A 25,326-nucleotide genomic window follows, 5' to 3' on the forward strand; every position below is an offset into this window, starting at 1 on the left:
ATAGTGGCTATTCTGAAATTCGTTTATGTTATTGCTGATCTTCTGTATAAATACCTGCGGAAATAATTGCCCCACCTACCTCTCGCCTGTCCAGTCCATAAAGTAAAGGAACTGGATTTCCTTGCGCAGTAGAGTTTACAGCTCCGCCAAAGGCATAAGATGGTTTGTTATCTGAATCTTGCCTCATTGATAGACCTCGCGGTTGAGGTGAAAGCATCTGGTAAACACCACCAAGTGCTACACCTAAACCTATGGTTCCGATTAAATCGCTCGCCCACAAAGCAGCCCCCCAAGGGGCAAATGTCGCGACACCGATCATGGCAATGCCCAACATAGTTTGAAAGAATCCGCCTCGTTTACTTCCTTTAATGATTGGTGCTATGCGGATCTCTTCTTTGGTATCAAGATGTAATTCATCTTCAGCAATGTTTCGTTTCCCCTTAAATACAGCAAACTCCATTCCTTTTAAATGAGCATTAGCAAGAAACTGTTCAAAACCATCATAAAGCACAGAGAGCGCCTTAATCGCCTCACGAGGTGAATCTATATCTAATTTGTGTTCACGCCCAAACTTTGCACCAAGAACGCCATATAGACGTATTGTTTTTAGGCTCATACAAACTCTTTCCTCCGCACTATTTTTACCGTCCGATCCCGCCAGTAATCGCTGTAAGGAACCAGTCTGCTCAGTTGTCCATATAAGTGATGAAGTAGCATACCATTCATAATCACACCAGCGTGATTAGGCACATCGGCTTGCACTTGCATAATCACCATATCGCCCTCTTTCGGCTCGCCAGTGACGTCAACAAAACCCGCTTTCTCGTAGTTATCCATATACAGGTTTTCGCCTTCTTCCCACCAATGCCGATCAACGCTGTAGTTATGTAACTCAATACCGTGTTTTTGGTGGTAGTAATCCATGATTAACGACCAGCAATCAGCATAACCAAGCACAAAAGGACGGCCTTCTAATTCGCGTTCACCTCGAGGGTAAATAATTCGAATATCACCCTCTGGACATGATGCGATCACCCAAGGCAATCCAGTTGCATCACACTGTAATTTATCTATTTCGCTAGGTTGAGTCGTTACACCATCACCACAATGGCTGTGCACAATTGCTATTGGCTCACCCCAGTCCTCAGCAAGAGCGTAATCTTCTGGAGAAAGCTCAAAATGCTCTGTTGGGTTATCTGAAAGATTGCTACAAGGAAAGTATTTTTTAACTCGACTTTTCTGACAGATAACTCCGCAAGCTTCTTTGGGATATTCGGCTTTTATATGTTGAAATATCGATTCTCTTAATTTTTTTGTGATCATCTCGTTAACCCCGCAGCGGGAAACCCTCCAAAATCTAATGGCTCATTCTCACCAAAGCGTTTTTTGCAATCACTAATAAGCCCACCACAACTATCTAGCGCTGGATCATCAACAGGGTTTCCTCTCTCATCAAAATATTTATTCCCTGAATATGAGCACCCATTACCACTACGATAATCGCCTTTCATGCACCAGTAACAAAGATTATGAATTTGTCGAACGGGTATCATTACTCCCTGCAAATCAAACGGGCTAGACAGCTCGAACTCTACGGATTCGCCAGCCACCTCATTAGTTTTACGATCGATGTAATAAACTTGTTTAAAGCATTCGTCTGGATTAGCTGTTGAATTTCCCTCAGGAAAGTTTTTAGCATCAAGATAGTGAGCAAATGTCTCATAAATAGTCACTTTGGCTTGCACCATGTCGTCAAACTGAAGACATAGAGATGAAATTAAGCCATCTATATTGGCAACCTTTAGAGATGGTCTCGCTGGACTACCATCACTATTTTTTGCCATTCCTTCAACTTCATAAGGCCATGCCCCGTATTCATTGCCTTGCCACCAAATTGGTTTTGGCTTGATATCACCATTAGATTGCTCTATCTCTTCTGGTGTATGAGGTAGATTGTAAGCATGGAAGCGAAGAATGGGCCCATCAAACTCACTGCCATCCACCTCAATTAATTGAACCTTATTACCCGGCTCTAATTTTTGTACATCTGCTGTGATATTCATGCGCTAAATGCCTGTTCAAACGTAGCTGACAATTTCATTACTCCACCAGATATGGGGATCATCGATATTGAATCAGCTTTAACTCGATAAAGACCTTTTTCACCAAATGGAGGTGTCCAAATAAATGATTTTGCAGTGTGTCGCCGAATGAATTTTAAAATGGGCATCACCTCATCTTTCAGCCCCATATAAGCAAATGGCCACGTTTGAGACTCTGGATTAATACCATCACCAGCAACTTGTTTGTAACCATCTCCAAATTCAATTTCTTTAATGCGATGTTTGAACTCACCACTTGGCGAATCTTGTATTTGTGTTCGCCATTTAAACTCTTCCATTGGTTACTCCAATAAAAAAGGCGACACAAAGCCGCCTGATCAAATATCAGGATATTAATAAATATCCATTAGGTTATTTTATATATTCAGCCCAGAGAAACTTACCGAAGGAATGGCTGACTTACTTCGATGGAGAATTGAATATGTTAGTTAGTGAAATGGCAAAAGACATAGAGACCCTTCAAACACGTACTCTTGCTTTAGAGTATATAATTCAAGTAATGATTAGGAATATGTCTGATATTGAAAAAGAAAAACTTATTAGTGAATTAAATAAAGTATCGCATGATAGTCCTGTAACTATCGAGGCGTTTGGTATCATTCAGTCACATTTACATAATTAGTACCATATTATAAAGGCGGTTACTGTGCCGCCTTTATGCGATCTATCATGGTTCTTGCATATTTTTCCGCTCTCCCCATAAATGAAGCAAATGTTTCATTTGGGTTATAATCCTCTGTGTACTTAAATTGTAACTTTGGTTCTTCATCTGGGGTATTATTTCCCACTATCTCCGTTACTGTAATTTCTGACGTTAATATAGGTTTTTCACTTATTTTTATAGCCCCAATGCCATATCTTTTCACATCCCCTGTAATTTCCACTCCTGAAAATTTGTTTGATAACAATGGGAACTCTACTTTGATTTTCATAACTACCTCTCATTAAAAAGCCACAGAATTTGGTGGCTGTTATTGGTTTAATTCTTTAATTGTTTTTCTTGCATATTCTTCGGATTCTTTAAAATATTCCGAAAGAGGCTTATTAGCATCAAAGCTAGTTTGATAAACCAGATATGCTTTTGGTGGTTCAAAATCAGCTTCATTTCCCATGTATACATCTACTGGAATGCTAATTTCTTTATCTTCTGGACGAATACAAATATTTCCTAATTTTAATTTCATAAATACCTCTCTTATTAAATGATTATCTATTTCCTGATACTGCTTTAATGATCTTGTACAAATCACCACCTTCTCGCCCTTCACTAATAAAAAGGCTTTTAACTTTATTCTTTAACGATTGCTCAGCAGCTCTCACATCTATATTTGGCATTGCACTTTGTTGCTGTTCGGTTTCAATCTTGACGCCGCTCATATCAATTGTCACATTCACCCCACCACCAGCAATTTGAGGATTGCGAGCGATAAATGCTGTTGGCTGTGTAACCGACATGGGCGCAGAACCACCGACATGACCACCTGAAGCATAACCTCTCTTTCCTGCATCCATTAGTCGATAGAGATTATCTACACCTAATCGTTGCGTTGCTTCCTTGGTAAAGACGAACTCGCCTTTATGTACTACACCCGCTGGATCATGTTTTCCACCATCGCCTGTATAACCACCACTTGCAAACCCAAAGAAATTACCTACCGCACTACCGCCAAATGCCGCTTTCATAGCATTTAGCATAGCCATCTGCATTATCATCTTGGTGGTCATTTCTAAGAATGAGCGAGTGAAGTCAGCAAAATTAGCTTTGCCCGTCAATACAAAATCAGAGAGACTGTTACTCATGCCTTGGAATGCTGATTGACTAATTTGAGCTACGTTGCCGTAAACATCTGTGGCTTGGTCTTGGAATTCAGCAAAGCCTTTCTTAACACCTAACTCCCAGTCAGCACGAATAGAGTCTTCCTTAGCATAATACTCCTCTAAAGCTTTTCTCTCGTCTGGTGATTTAACTTTCTCTAGTGCGATGTCTCGTTGATACATGCGGCCAGACTTACCAGCTCCCAACTCTAAGGCGCGACTTCTGGCATTAATTTCTTCAACACGTTTAAGTTGCTTATCTAACTCACGATCATGTAACTCCTGAAGCTTAACCTCATCACCAGCTATGGCCAATGCTTCTTGAGAAGCAAGAATGTAGTCCTTTTTAGCAAGCAACGCCTTTTCGTCCTTGGTTAACTGCCTTGTTTTCTGAGCTTCCTCAAGGATTGATATTTTCGCTTCCATATCCCAAAGTTTTTTACGCTCAGAGCTAATCACATCACTGACTGTTTTATGCTCTTTTAGCACCTTTAATTGTGCTTGTAGGGATAGTAGGGCTTGATTTGCTGATTCGTCTACTCTAGTACCATAATCTGGTCGGTAGGTTGGGGTTTTACCTTTACCTCTGGCTTTTTCTTTCTCGTAACGCTCTTTCTCTCGGCGGATGGCTTCATCTTTTGCAGCTTGAGATGCATACGCGTTATTTTTTATCTCATTGAGTGTTCTCTGGTGCTTTTCCTCTGCGGTTTCGTATTGTCGCTTTAATTCTTGATCGGCTCTAAATTGCGCCTTTTTACGCTCTTCCTCATCTCTTGCGGCTTTTTCACTTGCATTTTTTATAGCGATTTGAGTCTGTTTTTCTTTTAATAGAGCGAGTTTACTTTTAACTTCATCTACGGTTAACCCTGTTTTGTATCGTAGTATATCTTTTCCAGCAGGTTTTATTTGAGCTTCAATTAAAGCTTCTTCATACTCTTGAATTTGCTGCTCAAGAGTCTTCTCCCTGCCGATATTTAACATTTTATCCCATGCTTTTTCAGCTTCATTGCCAACCCATTGCCAAGCTTTTTCAAGCGTACCTAGATTTTCCTTTATCTGTTTGGTTCGCTCATCCATAGCATTGGCATATGATTCCATAGCCATTTTAGCCGCTTCTTGCTCTTTTCCTTGCGTCTGAAGTGTGGTTATTTGTTCTAATTGGGTAGCAGTTAAAAAATGTAATGATTTATCTAATTCAGTGACTGCTTTAACTGGATCTTCTTGCAATCTCTGAAATTGCTTTATTGTCTCATCAACCGATTGACCAACGGCTTTTTCCATAGCAGCAGCGGTTTTAGATACCATGTCAACATCTCGGCCCGAGAAAGCACCAGATCCAACTACTTTTGAGATAGTATCAGCCATTCCATACTGAGCGATCCCATTCCCCGATAAGCTTCTAGCCAAAGCATCCAGCTGTGCAGCTGTTCTTCCTGCATAACCACCAGTAAGAATTAACTGCTTATTATACTCGCCAAATTCTTGCGACCCTTTATACGCGGCTAACGCCACAGCTGCCGCAGCACCAGCAAAACCAAACATAGCAACTCTTGCAGGGGTAATAAGTGATGCTAACGCTTTTAGTGAGTTACCGACACCACCAAACGAGTCCTTTATCTGCCCCCCTTGTTGTATCATCACCATCCAAACAGGCATTCCTGATGCTAATGACGTAACAATATCTGTCATTTGGGCTGGTAGTTGTCGCATAGCGTTTCGATATTGACCAATAGTGATTGAGCCATTCAAGAATGCTTTTTCTTGCTCTTTTAGCTTGTTGATCATCGGCGCGGCTTGTTGCGACACGCCAAGTTGAGCCGCTTTTAACTCTAAAATCTCTGTCCTCGTTTTGCCTATAATTTCAGTTTGATTTTTCAGTGAATTTAAAAAATCATCAGCAGCTTGCTTGGCTCTATTTGTTGCCGCCTCTTGAGCTAACAACGCCCGCCCTTCAGCAGTAAGAGACATATTAACTCGTGTTAATTTATCTCTAGTCTGCTCAAGTATGGCGTTATAGTCTGCAAACTGATCCTTTGGTAATATCCCTTTTTTATTTGCCTCTATTAATTTTTGAGTAGCTTTATCAAGCGCATCAAATGCTTTATTGGTTGGATTTATTGAATTTAATAAGTCATCAAGTTCTTTCTTTTGCCTCTTTATCGCGTCGGCCGCTCTCTTTTGATGATCAACCCCTCTATTAAACTGGTCATTTAAATTTCGCGAAGAACTACTTACCTTTTCTGCTGTATCGCCGAACTCCTTTAACTTTTGTGTACCACGCTCCAGATCTGACGTATCAGCCTTTAGTGATATTGTTGCAATGTCTGCCATTTAATTTCCTCCAGATATAAAAAAACCACCCGAAGGTGGCTTGTCTATTTTCGATAAAGTTACTTTTGACTATAAATATTTATTCTTGGCGAATAATCCATGAATATCTCATATCCATTTTTATTTGGTTTTGTAAGAAGAATCATAGTCAGAAATTCATCATCACTCGCTAACCACATGTGAGTATTCCCCTCTGTGTCTTCATCGGCTTTTCTAGCTAAATTAACCTCTTTCACAAAGTCATTTTTATTAACTTTTACATTACTAACTTCAACATAAATAGGGAATTTCCCATCTATGCACACACTAGCCTTTCCTACCGCCTTTACTTTTATCCCAAATGAAAAATCATTAATGTCATAGCAAACACTCCCTCTATCATTTTTATAAGTATTACTAGGAATATTTGGTAATTCTTTTGTGAAATCAATGGAACCTAAGGATGTTAAATATTCTCCTGTTTTTTCAATTCCCGTCCATTTAAATCCTGATGTATCATACTTATACTGTGCGCTACCTTTTCTGAATATTGGTATCTCAACATACATAACATCTGATAACCTTAATGTTTCCGCAACCTCATTAGAGTTAATGAAAAAAGCAAGGTTCCTTTCATCATTAAGTCTAACAAATACACTTTTCACCGCGCCATTGCCATACCTTACCGCTATTTTGCATAAATTGGGGTTGTCGCAATCAAATCTGCCACTGAGTAAGTGTAAGCCAGCTAAACTCGACGTGGAATTATTATCGCTGGATAAGAGAAGTAACAACTCGTTATCTATATCTTTATTTATTGGCATTGATTGAAGCGATGCCGTATAGCTTTCAGATCCTCTCATCTCATCAAAATGTTTTTTGTATTCCCATTCAGCAATGGCATTTGAACCAATCAACAACAACGCTACACCAAGTAATAATTTCTTCATCCCGTCCTCTCAGTTCTTAATTTAGTTTTCTTAATGTTAGCTGAGTGTAGCCGCAAATTGAAGCAAACAAAAAACCTGCCTAATTTGGCTTTATTTTTGATGTTTGGATCAAGAAGTCTACTTTTCTATTAATATCATAGTGATGTATGAAAAATGCTTGCGTTTCACGCTTCATAACACATTGATTTATATAGAGTGGAATTTATCATTTTAGCGTATGGATCAGACAATAAAAAAACCTGCCGAAGCAGGTTGTGTATTATGGTTTGTATTTTGCTGGGTCTGACGTCTTAGGCGTTATAAGATCACGGCTAAAAAACATAAGTTCCATACCTTTTTTTCTCTCTTGGGCGCTATAAGTTAACTCATAGTCTAATGTTTTACATCCGTCATACATGTCAGAAATTTCCTTTACATTATCGTATGACACAACCCAAGGAGATTTTATTTCATTTGTTATTTTATTAGCTATAGCAACGTGATTATCATGCACATAGTGATTTTCATATAACCCCTCACCCTTTACATAATACGGAGGGTCTATATACGTAAGAGATTTTTCTGGAAGTTTTTTAACAACACTATCGATAAACTCCAGCGCATCTAAGTTATACACTGATACTTTTTCGCCGTTATTACCAATCGCTTTGATTCTTTGAATCAGATTTGTTTTGTTAAACCTAGCATCTAACTTCCAATCCCCCTCTTGCTTCTTGCCGCCAATAACTCCACCAAGCAAAATGCCTGATCGGTTAGTTCTGTTAAGAAAAAATGCAGAAAATCCCAACGCAAGCAAATCACTTGAGTCTAATTTACTCATCACATCTCTTTGCCTATGCCACTCATTCATAGTGACATCGGTGTTTTCTATCAACGAACATAACTCATCATTTCGATGTAACACAGAGTGCCAGAATGCATATACAGCAGGATTGATATCATTAAGATATACATGACCAACATATTGATGGGCTAACAAATTCAACGCAAGGCCAGCGCCTCCTGCGAATGGCTCTGCATAATGGCAGCCCTTGAGATTATTTTTATCAATGATCCCTTTAAAATACTGTGTAAGCTTTCCCTTTCCTCCAGGGTATCTTAGCGGGGTATTAAAACGCATATCATTTCCCTCTATTTTTACGATAGCTTAACAGCAAAAATATTTTATGGCCATAAAAATAAGTCATTACTATTCAATGAAATAGGCTTCTATCAAAGTATCACTAATGTGGTGTCCATTAGATAAAACAAACTTTAAAGATTCCCTCATTCTATTTACAAAAATTTCAGTTTCACTTTTGTTTCTTTTAGCCCAAACAGCGTAGGGATTAAACTCAATTTTCCCTGAAATTAGCTTTTCAATTGTACTGTTTGTATTAAAATTCTTAAAGAGGTCACGGAGCTTATTAGTCTCACTTTTGTCATTTTTATGGTTTTTAATGTACTCATATAAATCTATAGTTTCACCCTCAATATTAAGCTGTGTGATTATTTCGTTCGCTATCTTCTTAAAAACAGGCTTAGTAAGCTTTATGGGGTTGTTTTTCCAATACGGATCATCAGCTGGTAAATTGTAAAAAAATTCGAATAGCAATTGATCTGGGGCTAATTTAGTTGGAAGGAATACAAGATTATTATTCTTCAGTACCTTATCTAACCTTTTCCCTTGCTGTTCCATTACATCGCCATCCAAGACAACTATACTTTTTGATGTGAATTCTGGCACCTTGCATTGCATTAAAGAAATATAGCTACTGCAACTCATTGCTATTTCCTTTAATGGTTTCGCAATTTTATTTATCTGTCTAACTCTGATTAGTGCAGAGTACAGCTGATATGCCTGCTTATCTTCAAAGTAAACATTTACCCTTGGCAGTGATAACTCATTATTAATCTCGATAGTTTCAATATGTAAATCAGAGTTTATATCTAACCAAGTGCAATCCTCCATGGATTCTAGCTTGCCATAGGTATCAGTAAGATAAACTACCTTATAATTATTTTCTCTATCATTTTGGGATAGTTTATGCAGTGTTTCTATTAATGTCGGTGAGTGCGTTGTTAATACGACTTGTAAGTCGTACTTTTTACACTCTTTTTCCAACACTTCGATTAACCGTTTCTGCGCGGCAGGGAAAAGTCCAGCGTCTGCCTCATCAATTAAAAGCAACCCACCATGATAATCGGCATATTGTGACTTTAGCCTTCTGAATGAGAACAAGGATTGGACTATTTGGCCTATATTGTCTTCGCCGACAGATACTGATTCATGATCATAACAATCGGAGTGCATGACCATTGAGTTAATAGTTCCCACGGTTCCAGTCAACAAGTTAGAGCTGTCTTTACCTGTTAAATATTGATACATAGCTCTAATATCGCTTTTATTATCTTCCAAAAAAGAACTTGTGACCGCGTTGTATTCATCCCTTAATGTTATAGGCAATAACCTACGAAGACTTAAAAAAATAACAGGGTGAGTCAGGTTACGGCTCTCATTCTTACCTTCGATTGTTGTATTTTTTCTGACTACAGGTCTTGCTTTATTTCGGTCTGAATAATCATATATCCTCAACTCTAAATCTGGTGGAGTAATACCAGTGTACGCATCATAAACGGACAGCTTAACATGCATTTTTCCGCCTACATCATGCTTTTCAGAAAACCTAAAGTGCTCTGAAAACTCTGATTTAAAGCCCTTTCCTGTTAATGTTTTATAATCAGTCAATTTTATTGGTGGCTCTACTGATACATCATCTCTGAAGCTAAAAACCTGTGCCAAAATACCTAAAATTGTTGATTTAGATGTTCCATTTTTTCCGCAGATAGCGGTTATTCTCTTACCAAAGTTTATTGTTACGTTTTCTAGGCCTCTGAATTTAACAACCTCAATAGAATTTACTCTGGTAGGGTTTTTATTCTTTTTCATCAGTATTCCTTGCCGTAGGACATTATTCGATAGAACTCTTCAAGTATTTTTATTTCTTTTCTTCGTACATCTTCTTGACGGTTTCCATGAATAGCTCTTTGAACTTATCAGATTCTAAGTTGGCTAGCTCGTCTATGTTCTTCGGTTTTCTTTCTTCGTCTACAGCTTCCTGTAGGATCATTATTATTTCCGAGTTCATAGAGCGCCCATTTTTAAGCGCTCTCTTTTGAATTTTTTCTTTTAAATCATCAGGTATTCTAACGCCCATTGGCGTTAAGCCTCTCATGCCTTTCATTGTAGCTACCCTCTGCAATATTTAGCATCACAGTGTAGCTAAAATAATGTTGACTAAATACTTTTAAGTTGATAGCTTTATGGCTACACTTTAGCTACACAGAGGGCAAAGAAATGAGGATGAGAGAAGTTTCCCCATTGGGGTTAAGAATCGACCCCGAAATCAAAGAAATTTTGAAGATTATTGCAAAGAAAGAAGGAAGATCTCTGAATTCAGAGTTGGTTCAGAGATTAAAGCGAACGCTCATACAAGATGGTTTATTGAGCTCTTAAAACAGCGAAGCCCCAACTGCGCGAACAGTCGAGGCTTCTTATTTAGTCCGAATCTAGAGGAAACGAACTATGAGTACTATATCAACAATTAATGTGCCTTTCCACGGTGCAAATTTATGTATCGTAAATCATGATGGGAATCCATATGTACCAATGAAGCCTATCATTGAGGGCATGGGCTTAGATTGGGCATCACAGTTTACCAAGTTAAAAAAACGCTTTAGCAAAGGTATTGTGGAAATCGCAATACCTTCAAAAGGTGGTGAGCAATCAATGATTTGCTTGGCTATGCATAAATTAACTGGCTGGCTATATTCAATCATGCCGAATAAGGTTAAACCTGAAATCCGCGATAAAGTAATCAAGTATCAAGAAGAGTGTGATGATGTACTTTATGAATATTGGACTACTGGTGAAGTTAAGAAAAAACACAAGTCAACTGTTCAAGAACGCAACCCATTAAAGAATGCTGTTAATCTACTGGTTAGTAAGAAAGGCATTATGTACCCAGAAGCCTATTCTCTTGTTCACCAGAAATTTAATGTTAGTAGCATTGAAGAGCTAACAGCAGATCAGATACCCGATGCGGTTGAGTATATTCACAAGTTCGTTCTTGAGGGTGAATACATTCCTAAACAGGATGAAAATATACTTTTTGAACCAAATCAAAACTCAATCACCGTAACCATACCAAAAGAAGGAAGATGGTTAGTTTCTTATAAAAATGGAAAGCAACAAGTAGTTAGCGTTGATGGTCATAACGTTGTCAGTGTTGAATACATTCAAAAATTACAACGTGACTCTAATGCTCTCATTGAGTTGTTGCAAAACTTCCGCCTGCGCACCCAAGTTATGCAAGGTGAGAAAAGCGGAGATATTTTAAATACTCCGTTAATTGCATAACAACAGTAGTAACGCCCAAGGACGGGCTAGGTTCAGGCAACAAAAAACCCACCGGAGTGGGTTAGTTTTCAGTTGAGTAAGATTAGGTGTTTTTTAATTTAATCACACTACAGCATAGCTTGCCAAAATCAGGATTACATAATTCTGCTGCGTCATACTCCCTAGACCAATGACACAACCAATCTTCGAGATCTTCGCAACTATAATTTTTAGTGGCTAAACCAGATGCAATATCAACCATATCATCACCTGGCGCAGTAAGCTCATAGCCATTTATTAATAAAAAAACATAACCACACATCATGGCTGTTCTTTTATTGGCGTTCGCGAAAGGATGATTTTGGATTAGACTTTCAATAAGAACAGAGGATAGCCTAAACATATCCTCTGTTTGTTCATAATATCTTATTAAGCTAGGTCTAGCTTGTGAAGATTCTAGGTTGCTTTGGTTTAGAACTCGGATTGGCTCATCTGGCGTTTGCGCTTTAATAAGAGCCTCATTGATATAAATTATATCATCAACGGATAAGTAATTTACGCCTTCAAGATGATAACCAAACTCCCTAGACATCGATTACACCTTAGATAATTTATCCATAGCCGTCTCATAACGATCAAATCCAAGGATGAAAGCATTTCTCACCTGATCTTTGTGTGAGCAATTATATCCAACTACCGCTCTAGGAGACGCAATTTTACTTTTGTCACGAGGCGGTATATCTAATCGACTAGCCTTTCTCAGTGCGTGACTCATATGAATATCCTCTTACCAGGATCTCTGGCATATATACAAAATAGACAATTTTGAGGTTATTGCAGTTACTCTGCATGTACAAAACTACCCACACTCTTAGTGGGTACTGGATTATTTTTTGTGAACCTTTCGACCAGCGGCATATTTATAATAGAGTCATCTTGACGTTATTACAACCAAGATTTATCAATTAAAGCTTGTTTTTTTCATTTATAAACGGTTATAGAGGTCTATAAACGCGGTTTTAGGCGTCAGCTACCTACCAATGTCGTCACTCAGCTATCTTCGGACAAGGTTGGGATTAGCGCTTTCAGAAAACGAACCTATCTCTTCCTACTCACCAGTCGACGCTTACCACTGATCAGTTCATCATTGCGACCTCTTATGCATCACCTCTAACGCCTTAGCTTCCATAATGCGGATATCGCTAAAAACGGTCGCTCTATCTTTGATGTTGAGTAAGTCCATTATTTGGTTTAATGGGTTGTAATCCAAGCCTGTGATACCATTCATACCTACACGCCACTGTGTATTCATAGCTGAAAATACTTGATACGAATCCCAAACATCAGGCCACACCTCAACATCATCAATATCAGGCGGAAAGCCAAAAGCGCGCTCGAACTCAGTCGATTCTTTTGAACTCATTCCGCCATACATTGCCTCGGCGACCGTTAGGAGTTTTTTTCGCGGTTACCTAACAGTTCGTTGTAATACGTTGATGAAATAGCACGAGAGGCTGAAGGGTAGTTATCTAACAATATGTTTAAATTTTCTTTGTTATATGGCTCTTCGATCGCCCAGTCAGCAATAATCTGCTCAAAGAACTCAGAAATCGGTTTTTCTCGCATTCCATCAAGCTCACTTACTGAGTGATGTTTAAATGTGAATGTAACTACTTCTGGCTTTTCTTTGCCGGCAACAGGAATTTTAACGTTAGCTTTGAAGGTTGGATTTGGGACGAGTGTAAATTTAGGCATTATCAGTCCTTAAAAAGCCCCTGTTTCGGGGCTGTTGTGAGTATTTATTGATTAAGATGCGTTGGTATAAATCTGCATTTCAGATTTAAGTGAGAATCGCGCTGTTACGTTTTCAACTTCGTTGATAGCGGTGTTTGGCACACGTTGGAATGAAATTGAAGCTGTGTAATAGCGATCTTCTTCTGCGCGTTTATTGAAGAATCGGATTGCAGTAACTTGCTTACTGTCGTCCAATTTTGTTAGCAATTTACGGATAGGCAACTTGGCATCGTGAGCAAAGGTATAAACCTGTACAACACCATTTTTATAGGTATCGATAGTTTCTGCCTGCTCATCTTCAAGAAATTGAACCTCTTGAGTTTGCTGTTCCCCACCTTCGGTAGACAGTGTCATTACCTGTGGCATGACTTCCCATGATAGTACTTTCTTTAATGTTCCTGTACCGCCACCTACAGGGAATACGTTTTTATCACTGGTATCTACACCCTCTAGGGTGACTTTAGATTCAATAACACTTGCAACACGGAACGCACCAGAAGCTTTCTTCCATCCAGATGTCACATGCACAATATCGCCTTTTGCAATGTCGCCCATGTCATCAACTGTTAGAACAGCTTCTTCGGCATTGGTCGCCTCAGTAATTTTAATTTCGTCATCGTATTTACTTGCGACGTAAACACGCGACCCATTAGGAATGTTATAGGCCATTGTTAACCTCTATTTTAGGTATAAAAAAACCGCAATTAAGCGGCGTTATTGGATTGCGTTACATCGATAGGATGCACGAATAGGAATGGTATAATTTGTTTCATCTGAAATTGATGGAAATTGGCTAGGCTCTCCGTTAATGTAGACTCCCTCTCCTAATGTTAATCCGTTCTCCAATTTGGATTTAACATCATCAACAATCGTTGATAGTTGCGAGTCTCCACCCCCTACTTTGCCAACCACGTTAATTTGAATAACACCACGATAAACAGGCATATCCATAGATAACCCAATGTTATCCGTTTCTGCTGGCATAATATGGAGTTGAAGATAGGGATCGTTAATATCGTCAAAAGGGAGATTGGGCCATGCGACTTTTAGGCTTAAATCTTTGCCAATGCTCGCCAACAGCTTTCGTATTTCAGCATTAATTGTCGACTGATTCATGATTTAGTTTCCGATACGGCAGAGTTGAAAAACTGACTAAATTCCTCAGCAGTCACAGCAACCATACCGTTAGGTGCTTGTTTCGAATGCCCCATTTCGAGGCGGTAAGCATAAGGCACGTTGTTTGTAAAATAGATGGCGTTCATTCCCACTTTAAACTGCTCAATAACAACATTACCCTGAGACTTCGTTATATTACCGGCTTTATCAATATTCTCGATCTCACCATCTGCTGGCGAATCAAATGAAACCTGCCAGTTACCCTTAAAGCGACCTCCAGTATAGCCAGGAGGAGAATATTTAGATTTCCATACATCAGGATTACCAACGGGTGACATATCAACGAGCCTAGCAAGTATTTGAATACTGGCTTTTCTTACAACCGTTTCAATATCTGCATTGGATTTATCGATAAATAAGTTAATTGACCTCATAAACTGATCTGACATGTCACGCCCTCAGTTGAGACTGATAGCAGATAATAATATCAGCGGGTTTAACAGGATTCGGCTCATGAACGCGCAACCAAACGCCATCGACAAGCACCTTATCCCCTTTCTGAATATCAGTATCTGGAGGAAGTATCATTTTAATATCCGTAGAGAGAATAAGCGTGCCGTCGATTTCGTAAGGTTTATATTGCGTCTTTACTCCGGTAACAGAAAATAACGTTTCTGGCTCAAAGTGTTCCTGCCCCTCATCATCAACCCAATGCTTACCATCACGCTTAGCCTGATAGGAAACGCCATATTTTTTCAGCATCCGCAGTGCTGTGCTCTGTCCTCGCTGATAAATATTCATCACTACCTCACTGAAAATGTATTAATAGCAAATCCATCCGAGACATCAATCAAGCCAGACAATAAACCTTTTAACCAAAGAAAGTTTGGCGCACCTGTGTTAGTCCCTTCGGCATATTGCACAGTAATAGCGCCTTCAATTCGCTCAGAGGTGATTTCAGCGCCTAACGTGGGCTGCAAGTCACTTTCTACTGATTCAATCGCTAAACGGCATTGAGCTTGGATTAATTGCTTTGGTATCTGATCGCTTGGGATAGTAACGCCGTCACGAGATAACCCTGAGCGTGGGAAAGATAAAGGCTGGTTTGGATTGGTTCGTTTACCTAACCATTTCTGCGACTCAAGATAATCCATTGCCGTGATTAGCAATGCTTCTAACCCACTATCTAGTAAAGTGATATTTCTATCATCAGCGTATTTCTTCAAATCACCCACGCTAGCGTAGCTATTAAATGTTGGAGAGTTCTTATCAGGATCAATCATGCTCACCTCAAAAAAAGAGGGGCGCAAAGCCCCTTAAATTACTCGTCTGGAGAAGTTTTTTCTGTGAATGTAATTGCATCAGTATTTTGCGCAATACCATCAACAGTGGCGGTGACAATAAATTCACCTTGAGCGTCAGAAGTTAATTTCACTGTCGCACCACCAGCCTTGCCCGTCTTAGATGAAGTAACGCTTAATTTACCACCTGTTGTAGACCAATTAACGGTAGCTCCTTCGACTGGAGAGCTACCCTTGGTGTAATTAAGAGTGATCGTTACTGTATCTGTACTGTCAGCGATAGCGGACGTTTTATCCGCTGACAGGGTTACTTTCCCTCTTCGGCAGTCAGTTTAATCATGACGCCAGCGGTTAATTTGTTGCTAGTGAAATGCTTCTTCCAGTTACCTGAGGTGCCTAACTGTGTTAAATCAGGGTTTTTGCCTTTTGATTCATCCCAGCTATAGCCCAGAACGCCAACGTTAACCACGCCTTCACCACGATAACCAATTTCCAAGTTCTCCTTGTCATTGATTTCATAAGAGCGGAAAGTTGGCTCTTGGGATTCAGTGATAGTCACAGCTCCTGGCACTAAACCAAAGATAGCATCTACTGGCGCTGTATCTGTTACCAGTACGGGCTTACCTAATGTGCCAGGCTGCCCACCGTAGATAACCACCCCCGCTTCTTCATACACTTTGTTATCAATGGCCTGATCAACAATATCGAAGTAGGTTGTGGAGTGCATAACGAACAGATTTACACGGTTAAATTTATCGCCGTATTTACGTAAACCTTTGGTCAGCGTTTTCTTACCATCTGTCGCAATATCCGCAGTCACCACCATTTCTTTGTTGTTGCCAATAGCGGCACCTAAAGCAGCTAAAGAGTATTTGATATAACCCTCTAGTGAAGCATCTGCCGCATCGGTACCCACCAGCTCAGAGAACTCCGATACATCACGTCCACGGCGTTTAAATGCTTCTTCTGTCGTTGCATAAGGACCATATTTCCAAGGTGCTTTTACATCAACAGATTCGCCCGCGCCGATTTTTTTGTTCTCTACGGATGCTGTGGAGTTTACATCACGATGCTCAATCGAGCCGCCGATTTGGTAAAATGCACGCTTACGGAAGTCCCCCTCAATAAAAAGGTTATCCAGCACAATTGCGCCATTTGATGCCTGATTGAATAATGCCAAATCATCTTGACGGCGTTCTAAAAACGCAGTTTGTGCTAAATCGTTATAAATTACTAAATCATTATTAGTCGTCGTAGCCATTGCTTATATTTCCTTACTCTTTTGGAAGTTTTAAATATGCGTCACGCCCGTATCGGCGAATATAATCAGCCTTATCACTTGCGGACATTTGAGAACGTTTAAGATGCGCACCACCTTGTTTATGTTTCCCTGCATCTGTACCAGAGGCTGCGGGGAATAAGTGAGGAGCACTTTCTTTTAGGGATTCAATCCATTCAATAGGTGATAATGGCGTGCGACCATCCTTGCCCATGATTGGATTGCCATCTTCATCAACGGCTACGGCCTGACCTTCATCGTTGATCTGAAAAATGCCTTTGGCACGTAAAATTAAATCTTCTTGAGCGCTGGTTAATGCACCCGCTTTCCCTGCTGCGGAACGAATTTCATCGCCTAATACACGAGCACGGAATTTATTTGCAAACGCCTCAGCCCTTTCCACTCGGCTATTGGCTTCTTTCAGTTGTTTATCAACGTCATTGCGTAAGCGCTCAGTACGTTTATTAATGACTTCATCAATTTTGCCGTCAGCGATTAACTTGGCTTCTTCATCATTTTCAAACCGTTTGAGAATTCCACGTACAGCATCGGGATCAATACCATCAAAACGCTTGAGATTATCGTTTTGCTCTTTGAGCTTGCCTAGCAACTCACTGTTTTTAGCCTTTAGCCCTGAAACCTGCTGGTCGATAATAGCTTGAATTTCTGGAGTGATTTCCGGTGTTCCCCCCCCCCCACCTTGCGAGCCATCATCAGCCTGTGAATAGTATTTGCGTTCGATATTCATAAATAACATGTAATTCCCCTTGGGATTGAATGCGCCTTGCGCGTTGTGATAAATCAGCCCTGAGCTGAATTCGGTTAATAAAAAAGGCCACCGAGGTGACCTTGTTAAATGGTTTATTGATTAGCTATATCCAGCCTCTCTAAATGCCTGCTTGTCTATCTCCCTGAGTTGTTCGAGAGAAATAAACTCACCTTTGTCCGTGTAAAATTCGGATGGATGCATACCGCCCTCTTTCATCAACCTGAACCTTGTCTCTCCAAATACCTGTCGCTGTCGCCACTCAGGTTGTCGCTGTATCCAGTCAAGAAAATTAGTATCCGCTGGCACTTGCCCGTCCATTGATGCTCTCGTTCCTGCATCCATCTCATCTAAATCAATGCCTAATTCACGCCATGATTTGGTAACCAGCGTTTCTGTTGATCGGCAATTAAAGTGGATTTTTCCGGGGCCTTGTAGGTAAGGAACTTTATGACCAATAGGCTTACCTTCCAGCGTGTATCTCAACCTATCCCGAATAATGCAATCGTGAGATGTTTTATTATCGAGGGTAGATAACCATTGCTTACAATCAAGAATGTCTTTATTGGCATCAGCAAATTGATCTCGCGCTGTTGCTTGTAAATGGCTAATGGCAGTTTTAGCTATTGTCGTCGCATTAGCTCGGCTTAGTTGCAATACGCCATCTTTATAACCTTGGTTTGCATGCCCTCTGATTTTACGTCCGATTTCTACCGCACTATCACCATTTAAATAACCATTCCGAACAGCGTTATTTATGCGTGTCATGCGATCTGATTCTAATCCATCTGCCCATTCAGAAAGTAATTTCCCTTGAAATGGGCGAGACATAACTGAGGAAAATAGCATTTCCTCTGTAATGCTCATTAGTGGATATTTGCGTAGAACAACATCAGGTAGTAGAGAATCAAAAAGGGATGGGTAATAACCAGCCTCATATAATGTATGCGCTCTCATTTCTTCCGTCAGTAGAGAAAAAGCGCTATCAACAGCTCGCTTATTAATACTTCTAACGCTGGATAGTAACGACTCCAATCTCCTTGCAGTGAAGCTATTAACATCGATAGAGGCATCATCTAAGGCAACAATAAGTGAAGCAGTTAATTCAGCATCAAACTCATTAAGAGCTTTTATCATGCGTCTCGCCACCCCTGTAGAATAGCGACCAGAAAACAGGGAGTGAGCAATCAATTCATCCATTAACCGCTCATTCACTGATCTCATGTCTCACCTACCATTGTTGGCTCTTGATTATTAAGCTCATCCACCACCACATCAACATCATCAGCGGGGTCGATAACATCATATTTTTGCAAACTACGAACCAAATCAGATTTACGCGTTGCGCCAGATTGCCATGCTGCGACGATTTCACGGATCATCGAACTATCGGCAATGTGATTAACGAGGTCTTTGTTAATTTCAAAAGAAATATCTTTCGTGTCTAAACCTAAGTATTCAGCACACCATGTTAGCGATTTACTGCATGCATCGGAAACGTTAGAGCAACAGATGCTCAGGATAGAGGTTTGTGCGTTCTGTTCACCGACAGACTGAATAACCGTTTTAACTTTGCTATCAGCAGAAACCAATTGAGCACCGAGCGCAACCATATAATCGCGCTTACTGTCCATTGCCTCCTTTGCCAGCATGTTAGGTTGAGCCTGAGCGTAACCAAAGAAACCTTTTTCTGGCAACATAATTGGCGAGCGAGAACCAACCATAACGCCTTTCTTTTCTAGATAGTCACGCCATTCTGTTTCTAGCCCACCTAGATAAGGTTGTATTTGCCCACAGAAGAAAACAGAATCTTCATAATCAGCAGAGTTTCGATAATGCCCTAGGTTGATTTTTGCTAACCCTAGCAGTGGGGCCTCATCAATAGTGTGATCATTATTCTGTGCACCAATAAATGTAAATGGAATTTCATTCCACACACCGTTACCAGCACGCGCAGGTATATACTCAGAAGAAATTTCAAAAACGCTACTTCCACTGGGCTTGCGATACACGCGGCAGATAAACTTACCTTCTTCTATCGCCAATACACGGTATTGAATTGCGTCTTTAAATCCAAACCCGTCCTCTTCTTCGACTGTCTCACGCAATACCACCAGCGTTAACATAGTGCGACCATTTATGCGGTCAGTGCGCCAATTAATGATATCTTCAGCTCGATATTGAAATATGTACGGAAGTTTAGAATCACTATTGTAATCAACATATAGCCCGTGTCGCCCTACCTCTAATACCGACTCAAGTGAAGACTGGGCCAATTGATAGATACTTGAACCCGCCCCGTCAGCATCGTCTTTTAAACACGACAGCTTTTCGACAACAGCAACTAAGGGATCTTTTTTAAATGCCATCCCTATCATGCCGTTGCGAGTATTGCCCGTTATTGGATAGAACACCGCACGGTCTTGATAATCTTTATTGCGCTTCTTTTTACGCTCACTATCTTGCTCTTCAAGCTCAGGAAGATAGCTTTTTATATCTTCACCACCTCGACAAACAGAGCGCACTAACTCCCACTGAGGAGCAGCCGTTTTATACTCCGGTCGAGTGAAATCTACATTTGTTGTACTCATCAGAAGGTTGTTCCTAGGTTAATTTCGAATGCTGGGCGGATAGGTTTATGCAATACACGATAGCGAGTAGCATCCCAATCATGATCCTCTTGCTCAGTATCCACATCATCAGGGTTTTTAGAGTCTCTAACTAAAACAGGTACACGGCTAATCCACCCTCGGCAATAATCAAATACATAGAAAGCAGGTTTTTCTGGCATGCCTGACTCTGTTTTTTTACCCTCAATCACCGCCTCAAGCATGTCAGCAAATAAAGACGCTCCGTTAATACGTGAACCTGGGTTCTTGTTTGCTTTCATCCAGCCAACACCTTGAGCTTCCATTTTTTGGGCGATAGAGTCTTCATCATCGCTCGGTGTATAAATAGCGTTATCAGCAGGCCCTTTAATTACCTTTTTACAAATACCCGGCATGATATTTAATTGCCCCTGAGTCTTTCCGTCCTTACTAATTTCACTAGGGATGACGGAATCAACTCCAATTAAACGCTCATCAATCCACTTAATTCCTTTAGCAACATTGGTTGATGACATGTTTAACCCTTTATTCAGCTCATCAGGAGGACAGCCGTACCACTCACCTATCAAAATTAAGGAGCCAGCAGGAGGGCAGAATTTCCTCCCATCAGGTAATGTAGCTTCCGTGCCATCTGATTGCGCCCACCACAGGTTAGAAAATGGCTTTGATTCTCCCCAGTCATGGGAGCGGTCAACAATCCAACTGTCGGGGATCTGAAACGGTTTAATAACGTGATGCGTTGCATTCCAAAGGTGGTCAAAACGCCCACCGCTCGTCACATCCCAAGAACCCTCTACCCACGCTTTGCGACGATTTGGGTCTTTGATACCCATCAATGTTGCAATGTACTGAGGATCTAAGTAAGGGTTTTCCTTGAATGAGCCATGAATAGCGACGCGAGTTAATGTAATTTCCTCATCACGTTCAGTTTGTGGGTTAAAGACTTTTTGCGTTTCACGAATAACTGTTCCACGAGGAGCTGGCTCTATAAATCTTTTCTTTACCCATGTGTGACCAATACCAAATGGATTCGTAGTACTGAATGTTTCTAAAGGGATAGGTTTTAACAGCGAACCATTTTCAAGTGGATAGTCTTCGGGGCGGAATGACGAACGACGACAGGAGAACATCGCTTCATAAAAATCGGCTGATTTTTGCTTGGTTAATTCGTTAAATCCAATAAATGGGAACTCTTGACCATGGTAATCCCAGTAATCATCTGCTTCTTTACCAAATCGGAACAACAGTTCTTCACCTGTCGGCCACACCCAACGTAATTCAGAAGCAGAAGCAAGAAAACGAGCACCATCTTTAAACAGGCGATACATACGCTTCGATTGTGTGATGATGTCAGCGAGGTTTTTATATTCTGTATCAAATATAACACCACGCCAAAATGTGCCATAACCCACTCCAACATTGCGCCTAAAACGCGCCAATTGAGCCGCTGTTTTACCGGGGCCGCGTGTTCCTTCATACAATATTTCGTTACACGGACAACTTAGTGATAAAGACTGAGAGCCGGGCAAAGGTTTCCATACTACGTTGTAATTCATCCACCTAATACCTCACCTTGTTGCTGTTGCGCAGCCTTTTCCCAGTCATCCACATTGTCACAAGATGGAACGGGCATAATGTTATGTGTAGCTTCGACTTTTTGCTCAATTTGCTCTTTGAATGCTTGCACTTTGACGTGCTTACCAAGAAGCTCAAGGTTCTTAACTTTGTCAGGCCATTTTATTTTTTTGAGTAAAGTATCGGTTCCTTCCTCACCTGTAGAAATTGACATGACATCTAAACCGCTTAATGTTGTACGCCAAGCTTTAGGCCAATCCCTTACAGGCTTTAAATCGCCACTCTCGTTGAGTATGTCCAATACATCCATTTGGTCTATTTCAACTAAGCGCTTGAGCACATAATCAGCGTCTACTTCAACACGCTCATTCCTATTTGATTTAAGTTCTTGAATTCTATTTTGGATGTTAACATTTACTAACAATCGGCTTGCTTGTGCGTTAGCAGTTTTCTCGCTGTACCCCGCACGAATAGCCGCTTGTGTAGCGTTTAAATCGATGAGGTACTCGCGACAAAACATTTCTTGTTTGTCGGTGAGTGCCATTTATTTATCTCTAATAAAGGTGTTATATGGGAAATCTTACAATTCATGCGGGATTAGTTAATGGTGATTTAATGCCAATTATTGACGATGACAAAACCTCATCAGAAATCGTTAAGGCATTTACTGGTGATGATACTGGTGCACCACCTAGTTCAGTAACAATAACAGTGATAACAGCCTCAGGGAAAAAAGTGGAAATTTATATCCCTAACAGTAATGCAAATACATCTGTTATGGTTGATGGAAAATCAATTTAATTTTCTACTCTACAATAAGATTAGACTAAAATTATTCTAGTAATAGTTTATGTAAATAAAAAGCCACCTTTTTTGGTGGCCTAGTATTAATATATTCAGCTTTCTAATGCTTCTTGAATTGCATCAGCTAGTTTGCTTACCTCTTCTTTTGCCCAGCTAAGATCACCAGCCATCTTCGCGCCTGTTGTCGAGGAACTACTGGAAGCAGACGCTTTTGCAATCTCAAGAGCGGCCTGAACTGCAAGTAGTCGCTTACGAGCCTTGATGTAATCTTCACCCTCAAGCTTATCAAAATCCATATAACCATTCAGCATAACTTTCTCCAGATAAAAACAAATGTTTAATAGTTATCTGGGCTAATTAATAAAATTCAAACTACCATATTGATAACTGCCATAGAGATCACATATTCCACCCAATAAAAAAGGCCACTAGGGCCTATTTGGTTTTCTGTTTGTTAACTAACTTGCCTAACTCGCGCTCGACGATTTCAGCAACTATCCTGCCATCATTAACTCTGCCACAGTGTAAGTATTCAAGTGATTGCTGTAATTGACGATGGAGAATGGATAAGTTTGCTTTTTCTTGTTTGGTCATACTTTCTCCTTAGCAAACTTACTTGCCCACACTTTGGCAATATGTAAGCAGTCGTCAAACATTCGCCCTTTTCTACTTGCTTGAGAGCTTCGGCGATAATGATCTACCGCCATGTAACTTGCTCTACGACAAACAGGCAAAGAAAAGCCGAGCTTTTTTAACTCGGCTAGTACGTTCTGCTCTATGAATTGTTCGTGGTTCATGCTGGCTCTTCTCCATCTGGAAAACCCCCTAGGTCAGGAATAGAGAATTGCGTCAGTTTTAAAGCTAGTGCAGTCGCTTCCTTTACTTTCTTTATATCTCTCTTTCGTTGAGCCATTAATCCGCTTCCTTTCTGTCCTCGATGTATGAATGACGCTTTATTAAAGACTTCAATCATATCGTGCATTTTCTGTCCGGTTAATTGTGCAAATTGAGTGATATCTATTGAACCTACATCAATGTTTGATTCTTTTTCAGCTAAGTCAAGCAACCAAATACGAAGGTCTTTAGCCACTTTTGTCCGAGAGAATATCCCAATTAAATAAGCTCCTCTAAGAGAAAATAAACGAAGCTCTTTGGTTAAGTTTTCATAACCTATTGATTTTCCCGAGACCGTCACTTTGGTCGTCATTGTTTCAGTGAATTCATCATTGTGTCGCTGGTATATTTTATTTACCTGCTTAACGTCTTTGTATTCTAACAATTCAGCTAATTGTTCAGCGGTAAGCCAAATTTTCCCATCTTGATTATCAATAGGCGTGACTTTATGACCATTAAAAACTAATGATTTGCTCATGGTGTATTTCCTTATAGAAAAGCGAACCTGTTCACCAGAAATAACCGCCCCACAGAAAACACCATTAACGGTTTTTCTCAGGTTCGACTTTCTGTAAGGTTCTGTGAGTGTTTTTAATTGCGCGGTGAATGCACAGAGTGAAATGCGTAGAGTTCGCAGCTTAACGATACACAGCTAAGCCACTTCTAGTCTGTTCCTAGCAGTCAAGATAGGGATCGACCTCCTTAATGGATAAACGACTTATCTAATTGCTGATATATATATTTACTTAAGCTATACTAAGTAGCTATCGCTACACTTTGATTGATATCTTGCTAGTATTGCCCAGCCTCCCGTGCTGGGCTTTTTTTATTCTTTTGGAATGCTTTTATCCAGCTCTTCACGGAATTGAGTTGGGTTATCGAAACCTTGTGCTGCCATGATATTTATCCATTAAAAAGCCCCTAATTACTTAGGGGCTCGTTGTTGTTCAATTTCCCGTATTGCTTTCTTGTCTGAATTACATTGCTCAATAACCGATAACAGGGAGATGTTTAACATTAACGATTCTCCCCATGTCATTTGTTCGGGTATATAGGGCAATAGACAATTAGCGGTTAGGTGTGCCGGTATCGCTATGTGCTCCACTGGCACGTATTCTTTCTGAATAGTCGTGCATCCTGATAAGAGCGTCATTAGGAATAGCAGTATTGGCACAATCATTATTGATAAGAACAGTTTTGATAACTGTTTTAACTTTTTCAGAATCCACGGCTGACCTATTCCGCTCGTCGCTATTAAGTGATGAGACATTGTTGATAATCTTGAATGTACGGTTGGCGTTTTCTGTAATGACTTGCTGGCGAGATAACTGATTGGTTGCTGTGTTGTAATCTTTGCTCAGTTTGTCGTAGTCATCTATTACCCACCAGAGCCAGAATGCAGATATTGCCAGTAGTCCAGCTAATACCTTAGTTAGCGTATTCATATCACTTAACGCCATTGTGCTCTAACGAGTAGTGATTACCGTCATTGAAACGACCGCCCCATGTACCGCCGATAGATTCCCAATATTCACCAAGCAATTTATGGTCACTTGATGCTGTTAGATATTTACCGTCTTTAAATAGGTTGAAATCCACAGCTAGGCGTTGT

35 protein-coding genes and 1 pseudogene are annotated in these 25,326 nt (G+C 40.2%); 4 read left to right on the forward strand and 32 right to left on the reverse strand.

Features of this window, described 5'->3' with window-relative positions:
• Positions 1–28: 28 nt before the first annotated feature.
• Genes AACV01_RS15990 through AACV01_RS16005 form a run of 4 tightly spaced genes read right to left on the reverse strand, consistent with a single transcriptional unit; the run spans position 29 to position 2,401 of the window.
• The gene (locus tag AACV01_RS15990; protein WP_161683236.1) at positions 29–616 is read right to left on the reverse strand and encodes a tail assembly protein; all 588 of its coding nucleotides are present in this window, start codon (positions 614–616) and stop codon (positions 29–31) included.
• On the reverse strand, positions 613–1,323 hold the full coding sequence (locus tag AACV01_RS15995; protein ID WP_161683238.1) for a C40 family peptidase: 711 nt from the start codon (positions 1,321–1,323) through the stop codon (positions 613–615). Before AACV01_RS15995 ends, AACV01_RS15990 begins: the two co-directional genes overlap by 4 nt.
• The gene (locus tag AACV01_RS16000) at positions 1,320–2,063 is read right to left on the reverse strand and encodes a phage minor tail protein L (protein ID WP_004245940.1); all 744 of its coding nucleotides are present in this window, start codon (positions 2,061–2,063) and stop codon (positions 1,320–1,322) included. The genes AACV01_RS15995 and AACV01_RS16000 overlap by 4 nt, the downstream gene beginning before the upstream one ends.
• Positions 2,060–2,401, reverse strand: coding sequence for a phage tail protein (locus AACV01_RS16005; RefSeq protein ID WP_112843560.1), 342 nt, complete (start codon positions 2,399–2,401; stop codon positions 2,060–2,062). Before AACV01_RS16005 ends, AACV01_RS16000 begins: the two co-directional genes overlap by 4 nt.
• 143 nt (positions 2,402–2,544) lie before the next feature.
• Here AACV01_RS16005 and AACV01_RS16010 point away from each other — a divergent pair, with 143 nt between their 5' ends.
• A complete protein-coding gene (locus tag AACV01_RS16010; RefSeq protein ID WP_004245944.1) occupies positions 2,545–2,745 on the forward strand; it encodes a hypothetical protein in 201 nt (66 codons plus the stop codon).
• Positions 2,746–2,764: 19 nt separating this feature from the next.
• Here the strand turns inward: AACV01_RS16010 and AACV01_RS16015 are convergent, their stop codons facing one another.
• The 7 genes from AACV01_RS16015 to AACV01_RS16045 all read right to left on the reverse strand — a co-directional run bounded on the left by AACV01_RS16015 (position 2,765) and on the right by AACV01_RS16045 (position 10,422).
• Entirely contained in the window at positions 2,765–3,055 is a 291-nt protein-coding gene (locus AACV01_RS16015; protein ID WP_004247513.1) for a hypothetical protein, read from the reverse strand.
• Positions 3,056–3,094: 39 nt separating this feature from the next.
• Complete coding sequence (locus AACV01_RS16020) at positions 3,095–3,307, reverse strand: hypothetical protein (RefSeq protein ID WP_004247512.1); 213 nt, start codon at positions 3,305–3,307, stop codon at positions 3,095–3,097.
• Positions 3,308–3,329: 22 nt separating this feature from the next.
• The gene (locus tag AACV01_RS16025) at positions 3,330–6,269 is read right to left on the reverse strand and encodes a phage tail tape measure protein (protein WP_161683240.1); all 2,940 of its coding nucleotides are present in this window, start codon (positions 6,267–6,269) and stop codon (positions 3,330–3,332) included.
• A gap of 59 nt (positions 6,270–6,328) precedes the next feature.
• Positions 6,329–7,198 carry a hypothetical protein gene (locus AACV01_RS16030; RefSeq protein ID WP_046334561.1) on the reverse strand — a complete coding sequence of 290 codons (870 nt, stop codon included), beginning with the start codon at positions 7,196–7,198 and terminating at the stop codon, positions 6,329–6,331.
• A gap of 259 nt (positions 7,199–7,457) precedes the next feature.
• Positions 7,458–8,318 carry a DNA adenine methylase gene (locus AACV01_RS16035; protein WP_154611305.1) on the reverse strand — a complete coding sequence of 287 codons (861 nt, stop codon included), beginning with the start codon at positions 8,316–8,318 and terminating at the stop codon, positions 7,458–7,460.
• 69 nt (positions 8,319–8,387) lie between these two features.
• Positions 8,388–10,127: an AAA family ATPase gene (locus AACV01_RS16040; protein ID WP_161683242.1), complete on the reverse strand. Its 1,740-nt coding sequence runs from the start codon at positions 10,125–10,127 to the stop codon at positions 8,388–8,390.
• Between the two features lie 49 nt (positions 10,128–10,176).
• Positions 10,177–10,422 carry an Arc family DNA-binding protein gene (locus tag AACV01_RS16045; protein ID WP_131679895.1) on the reverse strand — a complete coding sequence of 82 codons (246 nt, stop codon included), beginning with the start codon at positions 10,420–10,422 and terminating at the stop codon, positions 10,177–10,179.
• A 119-nt stretch (positions 10,423–10,541) separates the two neighbouring features.
• On the opposite strand from AACV01_RS16045, the gene AACV01_RS16050 reads away from it, so the two are divergent.
• Both AACV01_RS16050 and AACV01_RS16055 read left to right on the forward strand, forming a co-directional pair.
• The gene (locus AACV01_RS16050) at positions 10,542–10,694 is read left to right on the forward strand and encodes an Arc family DNA-binding protein (RefSeq protein WP_230089741.1); all 153 of its coding nucleotides are present in this window, start codon (positions 10,542–10,544) and stop codon (positions 10,692–10,694) included.
• Positions 10,695–10,763: 69 nt separating this feature from the next.
• Complete coding sequence (locus tag AACV01_RS16055) at positions 10,764–11,597, forward strand: phage antirepressor N-terminal domain-containing protein (RefSeq protein WP_161683244.1); 834 nt, start codon at positions 10,764–10,766, stop codon at positions 11,595–11,597.
• Between the two features lie 82 nt (positions 11,598–11,679).
• Here the strand turns inward: AACV01_RS16055 and AACV01_RS16060 are convergent, their stop codons facing one another.
• From AACV01_RS16060 to AACV01_RS16135, 15 genes are all read right to left on the reverse strand, one after another.
• A complete protein-coding gene (locus AACV01_RS16060) occupies positions 11,680–12,168 on the reverse strand; it encodes a type II toxin-antitoxin system death-on-curing family toxin (protein ID WP_049195202.1) in 489 nt (162 codons plus the stop codon).
• A gap of 552 nt (positions 12,169–12,720) precedes the next feature.
• The gene (locus AACV01_RS16070) at positions 12,721–12,999 is read right to left on the reverse strand and encodes a DUF1799 domain-containing protein (protein WP_080972380.1); all 279 of its coding nucleotides are present in this window, start codon (positions 12,997–12,999) and stop codon (positions 12,721–12,723) included.
• Positions 13,000–13,025: 26 nt separating this feature from the next.
• Positions 13,026–13,331 (reverse strand): phage tail assembly chaperone, encoded by a 306-nt coding sequence (locus AACV01_RS16075; protein ID WP_004245960.1) that lies wholly within the window; start codon positions 13,329–13,331, stop codon positions 13,026–13,028.
• A 51-nt stretch (positions 13,332–13,382) separates the two neighbouring features.
• Positions 13,383–14,039 (reverse strand): phage tail tube protein, encoded by a 657-nt coding sequence (locus AACV01_RS16080; RefSeq protein WP_161683246.1) that lies wholly within the window; start codon positions 14,037–14,039, stop codon positions 13,383–13,385.
• Positions 14,040–14,084: 45 nt separating this feature from the next.
• Positions 14,085–14,486, reverse strand: coding sequence for a phage tail terminator-like protein (locus AACV01_RS16085; RefSeq protein WP_161683248.1), 402 nt, complete (start codon positions 14,484–14,486; stop codon positions 14,085–14,087).
• A complete protein-coding gene (locus AACV01_RS16090) occupies positions 14,483–14,935 on the reverse strand; it encodes a hypothetical protein (RefSeq protein WP_161683250.1) in 453 nt (150 codons plus the stop codon). The genes AACV01_RS16085 and AACV01_RS16090 overlap by 4 nt, the downstream gene beginning before the upstream one ends.
• 1 nt (position 14,936) lies before the next feature.
• Complete coding sequence (locus AACV01_RS16095; RefSeq protein WP_237585045.1) at positions 14,937–15,248, reverse strand: hypothetical protein; 312 nt, start codon at positions 15,246–15,248, stop codon at positions 14,937–14,939.
• 41 nt (positions 15,249–15,289) lie between these two features.
• Entirely contained in the window at positions 15,290–15,769 is a 480-nt protein-coding gene (locus tag AACV01_RS16100; protein WP_161683254.1) for a DnaT-like ssDNA-binding protein, read from the reverse strand.
• Positions 15,770–15,807: 38 nt separating this feature from the next.
• Positions 15,808–16,092, reverse strand: a complete 285-nt coding sequence (locus tag AACV01_RS16105) for an Ig-like domain-containing protein (protein WP_161683272.1) — start codon at positions 16,090–16,092, stop codon at positions 15,808–15,810.
• 2 nt (positions 16,093–16,094) lie between these two features.
• Positions 16,095–17,048: a major capsid protein gene (locus AACV01_RS16110; RefSeq protein ID WP_161683256.1), complete on the reverse strand. Its 954-nt coding sequence runs from the start codon at positions 17,046–17,048 to the stop codon at positions 16,095–16,097.
• Between the two features lie 13 nt (positions 17,049–17,061).
• Entirely contained in the window at positions 17,062–17,823 is a 762-nt protein-coding gene (locus tag AACV01_RS16115) for a hypothetical protein (protein WP_161683258.1), read from the reverse strand.
• Between the two features lie 111 nt (positions 17,824–17,934).
• Positions 17,935–19,056 carry a phage minor head protein gene (locus AACV01_RS16120; protein ID WP_161683260.1) on the reverse strand — a complete coding sequence of 374 codons (1,122 nt, stop codon included), beginning with the start codon at positions 19,054–19,056 and terminating at the stop codon, positions 17,935–17,937.
• The gene (locus AACV01_RS16125) at positions 19,053–20,423 is read right to left on the reverse strand and encodes a DUF4055 domain-containing protein (RefSeq protein WP_161683262.1); all 1,371 of its coding nucleotides are present in this window, start codon (positions 20,421–20,423) and stop codon (positions 19,053–19,055) included. The genes AACV01_RS16120 and AACV01_RS16125 overlap by 4 nt, the downstream gene beginning before the upstream one ends.
• A complete protein-coding gene (locus AACV01_RS16130) occupies positions 20,423–21,997 on the reverse strand; it encodes a terminase (protein WP_161683264.1) in 1,575 nt (524 codons plus the stop codon). Before AACV01_RS16130 ends, AACV01_RS16125 begins: the two co-directional genes overlap by 1 nt.
• Positions 21,994–22,560 carry a terminase small subunit gene (locus AACV01_RS16135; RefSeq protein WP_161683266.1) on the reverse strand — a complete coding sequence of 189 codons (567 nt, stop codon included), beginning with the start codon at positions 22,558–22,560 and terminating at the stop codon, positions 21,994–21,996. Before AACV01_RS16135 ends, AACV01_RS16130 begins: the two co-directional genes overlap by 4 nt.
• Before the next feature lie 26 nt (positions 22,561–22,586).
• On the opposite strand from AACV01_RS16135, the gene AACV01_RS16140 reads away from it, so the two are divergent.
• Positions 22,587–22,817: a hypothetical protein gene (locus tag AACV01_RS16140; RefSeq protein WP_161683268.1), complete on the forward strand. Its 231-nt coding sequence runs from the start codon at positions 22,587–22,589 to the stop codon at positions 22,815–22,817.
• Positions 22,818–22,912: 95 nt separating this feature from the next.
• Here AACV01_RS16140 and AACV01_RS16145 read toward each other — a convergent pair whose 3' ends face one another.
• The 6 genes and pseudogenes from AACV01_RS16145 to AACV01_RS16165 form a co-directional block, all read right to left on the reverse strand.
• Positions 22,913–23,131, reverse strand: a complete 219-nt coding sequence (locus AACV01_RS16145; protein WP_126656366.1) for a hypothetical protein — start codon at positions 23,129–23,131, stop codon at positions 22,913–22,915.
• Between the two features lie 124 nt (positions 23,132–23,255).
• Complete coding sequence (locus tag AACV01_RS16150) at positions 23,256–23,414, reverse strand: hypothetical protein (protein WP_202611886.1); 159 nt, start codon at positions 23,412–23,414, stop codon at positions 23,256–23,258.
• Between the two features lie 199 nt (positions 23,415–23,613).
• Positions 23,614–24,192: a BRO-N domain-containing protein gene (locus AACV01_RS16155; protein ID WP_074561830.1), complete on the reverse strand. Its 579-nt coding sequence runs from the start codon at positions 24,190–24,192 to the stop codon at positions 23,614–23,616.
• A 447-nt stretch (positions 24,193–24,639) separates the two neighbouring features.
• The gene (lysC, locus tag AACV01_RS17910) at positions 24,640–24,894 is read right to left on the reverse strand and encodes an Rz1-like lysis system protein LysC (protein WP_161683270.1); all 255 of its coding nucleotides are present in this window, start codon (positions 24,892–24,894) and stop codon (positions 24,640–24,642) included.
• Positions 24,782–25,159 (reverse strand): hypothetical protein, encoded by a 378-nt coding sequence (locus AACV01_RS16160; protein ID WP_161683274.1) that lies wholly within the window; start codon positions 25,157–25,159, stop codon positions 24,782–24,784. The genes lysC and AACV01_RS16160 overlap by 113 nt, the downstream gene beginning before the upstream one ends.
• A 1-nt stretch (position 25,160) precedes the next feature.
• Positions 25,161–25,326, reverse strand: a pseudogene (locus AACV01_RS16165) (M15 family metallopeptidase); the annotation flags it as partial.

This window comes from Proteus sp. G2609 (genome assembly GCF_963896135.1).
Lineage (GTDB): Bacteria > Pseudomonadota > Gammaproteobacteria > Enterobacterales > Enterobacteriaceae > Proteus > Proteus mirabilis.